General features: G+C 34.0%; 9 protein-coding genes. 7 read left to right on the plus strand and 2 right to left on the minus strand.

What is annotated here, in order from left to right:
• The 6 genes from infB to xseA all read left to right on the plus strand — a co-directional run.
• On the plus strand, window positions 1–1185 hold a 1185-nt coding region (infB, locus tag AC30RD_RS04580), incomplete at its 5' end, for a translation initiation factor IF-2 (protein WP_489493115.1).
• Window positions 1186–1198: 13 nt separating this feature from the next.
• Complete coding sequence (gene rbfA / locus AC30RD_RS04585; protein WP_489493116.1) at window positions 1199–1552, plus strand: 30S ribosome-binding factor RbfA; 354 nt, start codon at window positions 1199–1201, stop codon at window positions 1550–1552.
• Window positions 1549–1977: a ribosome maturation factor RimP gene (gene rimP, locus AC30RD_RS04590; protein WP_489493117.1), complete on the plus strand. Its 429-nt coding sequence runs from the start codon at window positions 1549–1551 to the stop codon at window positions 1975–1977. The genes rbfA and rimP overlap by 4 nt, the downstream gene beginning before the upstream one ends.
• Window positions 1971–2969 (plus strand): bifunctional diaminohydroxyphosphoribosylaminopyrimidine deaminase/5-amino-6-(5-phosphoribosylamino)uracil reductase RibD, encoded by a 999-nt coding sequence (gene ribD / locus AC30RD_RS04595; protein ID WP_489493118.1) that lies wholly within the window; start codon window positions 1971–1973, stop codon window positions 2967–2969. Before rimP ends, ribD begins: the two co-directional genes overlap by 7 nt.
• Window positions 2962–3672 (plus strand): bifunctional demethylmenaquinone methyltransferase/2-methoxy-6-polyprenyl-1,4-benzoquinol methylase UbiE, encoded by a 711-nt coding sequence (gene ubiE / locus AC30RD_RS04600; RefSeq protein WP_489493120.1) that lies wholly within the window; start codon window positions 2962–2964, stop codon window positions 3670–3672. Before ribD ends, ubiE begins: the two co-directional genes overlap by 8 nt.
• Complete coding sequence (gene xseA / locus AC30RD_RS04605) at window positions 3669–4922, plus strand: exodeoxyribonuclease VII large subunit (RefSeq protein WP_489493121.1); 1254 nt, start codon at window positions 3669–3671, stop codon at window positions 4920–4922. The genes ubiE and xseA overlap by 4 nt, the downstream gene beginning before the upstream one ends.
• A gap of 64 nt (window positions 4923–4986) precedes the next feature.
• Here the strand turns inward: xseA and sppA are convergent, their stop codons facing one another.
• Complete coding sequence (gene sppA, locus AC30RD_RS04610; RefSeq protein WP_489493123.1) at window positions 4987–5856, minus strand: signal peptide peptidase SppA; 870 nt, start codon at window positions 5854–5856, stop codon at window positions 4987–4989.
• A complete protein-coding gene (mqnF, locus tag AC30RD_RS04615) occupies window positions 5849–7069 on the minus strand; it encodes an aminofutalosine deaminase family hydrolase (RefSeq protein WP_489493124.1) in 1221 nt (406 codons plus the stop codon). Before mqnF ends, sppA begins: the two co-directional genes overlap by 8 nt.
• Window positions 7070–7148: 79 nt before the next feature.
• Between mqnF and aroQ the strand changes: the two genes are divergently transcribed.
• A complete protein-coding gene (gene aroQ, locus AC30RD_RS04620) occupies window positions 7149–7622 on the plus strand; it encodes a type II 3-dehydroquinate dehydratase (RefSeq protein ID WP_489493125.1) in 474 nt (157 codons plus the stop codon).
• Window positions 7623–7726 lie beyond the last annotated feature (104 nt).

The raw sequence follows: 7726 nt of genomic DNA on the forward strand, positions 1-7726 counted from the left end.
ATAAACAAGATAGACAAACCAGATGCAAATCCAGATCTGGTTAAATCCCAACTTTCCGAACTTGGAATCGCACCCGTTGACTGGGGCGGAGAGTATGAGTTTGTTGAAGTTAGCGCATTAACGGGAGAGGGAATTGATGATTTGCTTGAGACTATTATTTTGCAAGCAGAAGTTTTAGAACTTCAAGCAAATCCAAAAAGAGAGGCAAAAGCCGTAGTAATCGAGAGTTCATTGGAAAAAGGAAGAGGCCCTGTTGCCACGGTTATTGTAAAAAACGGAACTCTTCATCAAGGGGATCATATAGTTTGCGGTATAGCTTACGGTAGAGTAAGGACATTGATTAATGATATAGGAAAAACTATAAAGGATGTAGGCCCTGGAGAACCTGCTGTAGTTGTGGGGCTGGATAAGGTTCCAAACGCGGGCGATGTTATGATTGCGGTAAAAGATGCCGAAACGGCAAGAGTTTACGCTGAAAAAAGAGCAGAACTTGAGAGACAAAAAGAGTTAAGTAAAACTACTAAAGTAACGCTTGAAGAGTTAAGTCAGCTTGTAAAAGAGGGACAGATCAAAAAGCTTCCAGTAATTATAAAAGCCGATACGCAGGGAAGTTTAGAGGCTATTAAAGCAAGTTTGGAAAAGCTTAAAAATGAAGAGGTAAAAATAGATATCATTCATGCCGGAGTTGGAGCAATAACCGAGAGTGACGTAACTTTAGCAGATGCTAGCGATAACGCGATAATTTTGGGATTTAATGTGAGACCAACAGGTTCTGTTAAAAATAAAGCAAAGCAGTTGGGCGTTCAGATAAAAACATATTCTATTATTTACGATTTAATTGATGATGTAAAAGCGCTGCTTAGCGGATTGTTATCTCCAATAATAAAAGAAGAAGCTCTAGGTCAAGCTGAAGTTAGAGAGACCTTTAATGTGCCAAAAGTTGGAACTGTTGCAGGATGTATGGTAACGGATGGAAAAATTGAAAGAAATGCAAAAGCTAGAGTGATTCGTGATGGGGTTGTTATATATGATACTAAAATCGCCTCGTTAAAAAGGTTTAAAGAGGACGTTAAAGAGGTTACAAAAGGGTATGAGTGCGGAATTATGCTTGAGAACTTTAACGATATAAAGGTTGGAGATTTTATAGAAGCTTATAAAGAGGTAGAAGAGGCGGCTAAATTATAAATAAAGGTATAAAATGACTCCAAGTGAGATAAAAAGAGCAAGACAAGCCTCTTTGCTAATCGAGCTTATCGCTGAAGCTTTGGGACAGTTAAACGATGAGAGTTTAAGAGGCGTAACCGTAACTGATGTTGTTGTTAAAAAGGGAGGGTATGATGCGGATGTGTATATAGACCCTTCAATTTATAATGAAGATGAAAAAAAAGAGATATTAAAAAAATTAAAAAAGGCGGCTCCCATTTTGCAAACTTTTTGTTTGGAGTCAAGCGGGTGGTTTAAATGTCCCAAATTTCATTTTAAATTTGATGAAAATATTGAAAAATCTAAAAAAATAGAAGAGCTATTTAAAAAGATTAAGGAAGAGAAGTGAGTTTAGAAGAGGAGATAAAAAAAATAGTTGAAGCTTGCGGTGCTAAGCTTTATGATATCGAGACTGTAACCGAGAGAGGCAAAACTATATATAGAGTTACTATCAAACATGAAGATGGCGTAGATTTGGAGTTATGCGCAAATATAAGTAACCTTATTTCGCCTCTTCTTGATGTAAATCCTCCTATAAGAGGAGATTATAGTTTAGAAGTTAGTTCTCCTGGAATCGAGAGAAAACTAAAAAAACTTTCCCATTTTAAAAATTCAATAGGCGAGAAGGTATTGATAGTTACACTAGATGGGAATCAATATAGAGGGATTTTAAAAAAAGTTGAAAAAGAGAAGATTTTTATAGAGACAGAGGAAGGCGAAAAAGAGATAGATTTTAACGAAATCGCAAGCGCAAAGACATATTTTGAATGGTAAGAGAAGAGTTTTATATAAATTTGGCTCTTAATGAAGCTTGGAAATATCAAGGGCTTACATATCCAAATCCTTCCGTTGGCGCAGTTGTTGTTAAAAACGAAGAGATTTTATCTATAGCTGCCCATAAAAGAGCCGGAGAGCCTCATGCTGAGGTTTTGGCTATAAAAGAGGCATATTTTAAGCTAACAGATGATAAAAAGATTTTGAATTTAACTTCTTCAAAAGATCTTCACGAATATCTTTATAAAAATGCAAAAGATCTTTTTGAAGACGCAGCCATTTACGTAACTTTAGAGCCCTGCAATCATTACGGCAAAACACCCCCGTGTTCGCTTTTGATAAAAAATCTTGGATTTAAAAAGGTTGTTATAAGCGTAAAAGATCCAAATGAAAAAGCAAAGGGCGGAATTAAATTTTTAAAAAATAGCGATATAGAAGTTATAACCGGAGTTTTAGAAAAAGAAGGAGAGATATTAATAGAGCCATTTATTAGATGGAGTAAAGAAAACTTTGTATTTTTTAAACTCGCTCAGACTCTTAATGGCGTAATAACATCGGGAGTCATATCTTGCAAGAAATCCAGAGAGTTTGTGCATAAATTAAGAGAAAAAATAGATCTTTTAGTAATCGGAGGAAATACCGTTAGAGTCGATAGACCAATACTTGATAGCAGATTGGTTGGCACTAAAGCTCCGGATGTATTGATATATAGTAAAACAAAAGATTTTGATAAAAATATCCCGCTTTTTAAAATAAAAAATAGAAAAGTGTATATTGAAGATAGTTTAGATAAAATAAAAAATTATAAATATGTGATGATAGAAGGTGGGGAAGGGATGCTAAACGCAACTAAAAATATAGTTGATTGGTATCTTTTTTTTATCAGTTTTGAAATGAAAAATGATAAAAATTATAAGTTTGATAAAAAACTAAAGATCTTACATACCAATAAAATAGATAAAGATTTGATGGTTTGGAGCAAAAATGGATAAACAAAAAAAGATTGTTAATATGTTTAACGATATTGCTAAAACATACGATATGGCAAATAGGATACTTAGTTTTGGAAGCGATATCGTATGGAGAAAAAAGGCCTGTCAAAAAGCGTATGATTATTATAAAAAAGAAAATATAGAAAAAATAGTGGATGTTGCTTGTGGAACCGGGGATATGCTCGGCTTTTGGAATAAAGTGGCCGAAGATAAAAAAATAGTTGTAAAAGAGTTTATAGGAGTGGATCCTTCCGTTAAAATGCTTGAGGTAGCAAAAGAAAAATTTAAAAATTTTTCCTTTTTAGAAGGTTATGCTCAAAATCTTCCTATTGAAAATAATATGGCGGATTTTTTAAGCATAACATACGGAATTAGAAATGTTGTAGATAGAGTTGATGCGATAAACGAGTTTTACAGAGTGTTAAAACCCGGTGGAGTGCTTGTTATATTGGAGTTTACAAAAAGAGAAAAAAGATCTTATTTTGATAATGTAGTAGAGTTTTATATGAAAAAAGTTCTACCTTTAATTGGAGGATTGGTTTCTGGGAATAAAGAGGCTTACGAATATCTTCCAAACTCTATAGATAATTTTTTAACTACCGAACATCTTATAAAAGAGTTGATAGATAGCGGATTTAAGATAATGGAAGTTAAGTCGTTTTCTTTTGGAATTTCAACTATGTTTATAGCAAAGAAAAAATGAATATAATAACTGTTAGTCAATTAAACGAAAAGATAAAAAATCTTTTAGAATCTCATTTTTTGGAAGTTTACGTAGAGGGGGAGATCAGCAGACCCACATACCATAGCAGCGGACATTTATATTTTAGTTTGAAAGATGAAGCCAGCGTTATAAAATCTGTGATGTTTAGAAGTAGCGTTGCAAGACTCGATTTTAGAGTCGAAGATGGACAAAAGGTTATAGTTGCGGGCAAAATAGGAGTATATAAACCAAGAGGAGAGTATCAGCTTTACGCTACAAAGATTTTACCTCAAGGTATAGGAGCCTTATCGGTTGCATATGAGCAGTTAAAAAAGAAGCTGGAAGCAAAAGGCTATTTTAAAAAAGAGAGAAAAAAAGAGATACCAAAATATATAGACACCATTGCTTTGGTTACTTCAAAAACCGGAGCCGCTTTGCAAGATATGATAAGGGTTATTAATAATAGATGGCCTTTGGTAAGAATATATTTGATAAATACTTTAGTTCAAGGAAAAGAGGCGGCGTTAGACATCGTTAACTCTTTGAATATCGCAGACTCTCTTGGGGTTGATGTTATCGTTTTGGCAAGAGGAGGAGGAAGTATAGAGGATTTATGGTGTTTTAACGAAGAGATTGTGGCTGATGCTATATATAAAGCAAAAACCCCTATAGTATCGGCAATAGGTCATGAGATAGATTATTTAATAAGCGATTTTGTGGCTGATCTTAGAGCTCCAACTCCGAGTGCTGCTATGGAGATGATACTCCCAGATAAATATGAGGCATTAATGATGCTAGATTCGCTGCAAGAGGCGTATGTTAAAAGTTTTAAAAAGGTTTTATTTAATAAAGAGCAGATTTTACGACATACGTTATCATCTTTTAACCAAATCTCGCCAAAAAGAAGGTTGGGTTTTTATGAAAAGGAGATAGAAAATCTTAGAAACTCTTTAAAAAGCTCTATGACTTTTTTATTTGAAAAAAAAGCTTCAATGCTCCCTGAGTTAAAAAACTCCATATATCAAAGTATAAAAAACTCCCTTTTCCATAAAAGTAGTCATCTAAAGCACCTTTTTGAAAAGTTTGAATCAGCATTTAGGGCAAAAGAGATAAAAAAAGGTTACGCACAAGTTGTAAAAAATAAAAAAGTGGTGGATTTGGCTGAAATAGATGTTGGAGAAATTTTTGAGCTTCAAACAAAAGATGTTATTATAGAGGCAAAAGCCCTTTTAAAAAGGGCTAATAAGTAACTTATAAAATATAGTAAAGGTGATAAGGGGATAAGGTGGTAAGGGGGTAAGGCTAACAAATAACTTATAAAATATTGTAACCAAAAAATAGAGATATTATTTTTGTCGCGGTTTTATTTGTTAGTTTTTCCATAAATTTTTCAAACTTATCCTCTTTTTTCCATATCGGTTTTTGAACTTTACTCAAACGTATTATCTCTTTTTTTGCTTCGTAAATAGATCCAACCATATCAACTAAACCTACCTCTTTTGCCTGGTTTGCCGTAAATATATGAGCTTCGGCAAATCTATCTTTATCTTTTATATCCAACCCTCTTGCTTTTGCCACATCTTTTACAAACATTTCATATGTATCAAATATTACCTTTTTTATCTCCTCTTTTTCATATTTTTCCCATTTTCTAAAAGGTGTTCCAACCTCTTTATATTTTCCCGCTTTTACGACTTGAGGCTCTATGCCTATTTTATCTATAAGTTTTTTAATATTGGCACTTTCAAAAATAACTCCAATCGAGCCTATTGCGCTACCTGGGTTTGCGACTATTTTATTTGCCCAGATACTAGCATAATATCCCCCGCTCGCCATTGTTCCGGCGGCGTAGGCAACTACCGGTTTTTTGGAAGTTAATCTTTTTATTGCCAAAGATATCTCTAAAGAGGGAGCCACCGCTCCTCCCGGCGAATTTACTATAAACAAAACACCTTTAATATTATTTGCGTTTGCCTCTTCTATCTTTTTTAACACCTCTTTTGCATCAATTATTGGCCCCTTTAGCTCGATTTCCATTAGGTTTGGTTTTTGCAATGCTTGTTCTTTGGAGGAGCTAAAAATGAGTAAAATTATCAATAAAAATATTAAAGATTTAAAATATTTTTGTATAAAGTCCAATATAACCGTTATTGGGCTAAAAAGTTTTTTAAAAAAATCACTCATATAACTCTCCTTCTATATATACCGATTTTGGTCTATTTGTATGAAGTAGTATGTGTAGAGGGATTTCGTTAATATCGTTTAAATCTTTTGGAATATCGACAATTTGCAAATCGGCGTATTTTCCTATCTCTATCTCTCCAGCTTCAATATTTAAGGCTTTAGCGGCGTTTATCGTAACGCTTCTAATAAGATCCAATGCCAATATAGTAGGATTTATATGATAATGAACAAAAAGAGCCGATTTTAACTCTTCATAAAGATTTAAAGAATAGTTTGAACTAAGCCCATCAGTTGCCGTTAAAAAGTTTATACCAAGATATTTTATTTTGGCTAAATCTAAAGCCGAGTTACCCAAAAGTCTGTTTGATACGGGACAGTGAATAATTGAATGTTCATTTTTTTGCAATATCTCAAGCTCTTTTTCGTTGCACCAAACGCAGTGAGTAAAAAGGGTTTTTATGCCCTCAAAGAGTTTTAAATAGTCCAATGCTCTGTTTGCGGGGAGAGTTTGATTTAGAAAATCTTTAAAAAAGGCTTTAAAATCTCCAACTCCTTCATCTAACCACTCCCTTTCGGCTCTACTTTCCATAAAATGGGTAGTTAATAACATATTTTTCTTTTTTGCAAGTTCTACGGCTTTTTTTGCTAAAACCTTATGAACAGAATATGGAGAGTGAATAGCGATCGCGGGGATAAATCTATTGTTTTTATAATTTAAAGACTCATTAACCTTTTGCAAAAAATCGCTATACAAAGCATCGGCCGCGGCGGGATTTGATCCTATTATTTCGTTAAAATATATCACCCTTTGAGGAGCATCTGCACATATTTTCATATCGTATCCATAGCTACTTATTGCTCCAAACGTGGTCGTTCCGCTTTTTAACATAATATCTATAGCGTTATTTACGCATTTTTGGTCACATTTTGACAAAAGATTTTCTCTTTTTTTAATTACGCTATTTAGCCATATGATAAAATCTCCGTAGGTTAAAGCGGCTTTGTTTGCGCTAAATTCAAGATGAACATGGGGATTTATAAAACCTGGAAGCAAACAGCTATAATCTTTATAATCTATAATTTTAGCATCTGGATATTTTGATTTTAACGTTTCAAACTCATCAATATCCACAATCTTCTTTTCAAAAGCTACGGCTCTGTTTGAGATAATTTTTTGCGGAGTTAGTATATATTTTGTTTTTATTATTTTCATAAAAGCTCTCCTAAGAGGTGTTCATAAGGTAAAAATTGATATAATCATACCCAAAATTTTATTATAAAAAGGATTATAGATGAAAGTTGTAGTGATTCAAGGACCAAATTTAAATATGCTTGGAATTAGAGAGCAAAATATCTATGGACCGATGAAGCTTGAAGATATTCATGCGCAAATGAGAAATTTTGCCGAACAAAACGGTATGGAGATAGAATTTTTTCAAAGCAATTTAGAAGGTGAAATCGTAGATAAGATTCAAGAATGCTTGGGAGACGCGCACGGAATTATTATAAATCCTGCGGCGTATACGCACACTTCCATCGCTATAAGAGATGCGATTGCCGCGGTTCAGTTACCAACTATCGAGGTTCATATATCAAATATATATAGACGGGAAGAGTTTAGACAAAAATCTATTATCGCTCCTGTGTGTGCTGGACAAATAAGCGGTTTTGGACCTTTTAGCTACCATTTGGCTATGGTTGCAATGCTACAGATTTTTAACGAGATGAAAGCTATTCAAGAAGCCCAAAAACAGCAGCAAGGGTGAGGGGTTGAGTAGTTAGGTGAAAGGCTGAAGGTTGAAGGGAAAAGGGGGTAAGGAGATAAGGTGGTAAGTGAGCGAGGGCAAACCGAAGGTTTAGAACGATAACT

The organism is Nitrosophilus sp. (assembly GCF_982775275.1).